Source organism: Streptomyces sp. AC627_RSS907, assembly GCF_019049165.1.
Genome location: NZ_JAGMUE010001064.1, coordinates 1 through 545 on the forward strand (window position 1 = coordinate 1; position 545 = coordinate 545).

1 protein-coding gene is annotated in these 545 nt (G+C 70.3%); it reads right to left on the reverse strand.

The genetic code is table 11. The features are described from left to right. The coding region (locus KUM32_RS40270) for a hypothetical protein (RefSeq protein WP_217146655.1) at positions 1 to 227 on the reverse strand (227 nt) is incomplete at its 3' end. Positions 228 to 545: the final 318 nt, after the last annotated feature.

Genomic DNA, 545 nt, shown 5'->3' on the forward strand with positions numbered 1-545 from the left:
CGCTCGCGCGCGTGCGTCGCGCCGGCGGGCTCGTCCGCCTCGACGGGGCGGCTGGCCTCGTGCGTGACGGGCCCGTCGAACGCGGGGCTCAGGTCGCGGACCCCGTAGTCCTCGGTCACGTCACCGCCCGGTGCGACGGTGTCGCGGCCGGCTCCCGGGTGTGACCGGGCGCCCGGCAGCGACGCGCTGCGCTCCTCGCTGGGGCGGTGGCGGAACTGTGCGGGCATCCGTGAGCCGTCAGCGTCTGCCCCGGTGGCTGGTGTGACGTCCGGCAAGGGGAACCCCTTCCTCCGCGTGACTGCCATGGTCTACAGGAACCAACGCAACAAAACGTCAACAGCTACGGCGCAACGCCGCCGCAAAGGATGGCACTTCATGGCAAATCACGGGTGAGATATCCGTTTTGTAGCTAAACCGCACGTGATCGCGTCAGCACAGTCGGTACGGTCGTGCCGTCGATCACGGCACCGGTCCGCTCGTGGCGCCGCCCGCAGCGGAGATCGCCAGGAGGGCACCACCATGGCCTCGGCATCCGAACCCTCGCC